Genomic DNA, 346 nt, shown 5'->3' with positions numbered 1-346 from the left:
CAGCTCGAAGCCCTTGTTGATGTCTTCGAGCGGCATGGTGTGGGTGATCATCGGGTCGATCTGGATCTTGCCTTCCATGTACCAGTCGACGATCTTCGGAACGTCGGTGCGGCCGCGCGCGCCGCCGAAGGCCGTGCCCATCCAGGTGCGGCCGGTCACCAGCTGGAAGGGGCGTGTCGAAATCTCCTGGCCGGCACCGGCGACGCCGATGATGACCGACTTGCCCCAGCCGCGATGCGAGGCCTCCAGCGCCTGGCGCATCACCTTGGTGTTGCCGGTGCAGTCGAAGGTGTAGTCGGCCCCGCCGATCTGGTCGGCGCCGCGCTTCGTCATGTTGACGAGATAG

The 346-nt window shown here is 65.6% G+C and carries 1 protein-coding gene; it reads right to left on the bottom strand.

Annotated features, from left to right (window positions below; translation table 11 throughout):
- A partial coding sequence (locus PY649_RS35360; RefSeq protein WP_285873637.1) for a zinc-binding dehydrogenase occupies positions 1–346 on the bottom strand: 346 nt, incomplete at both ends.

This window comes from Rhizobium mayense (assembly GCF_030272705.1).
GTDB classification, from domain to species: Bacteria; Pseudomonadota; Alphaproteobacteria; order Rhizobiales; family Rhizobiaceae; genus Rhizobium; species Rhizobium mayense.
Note: the sequence above shows the minus strand (reverse complement) of the source record. Positions and strands in the feature narration are given on the sequence as shown.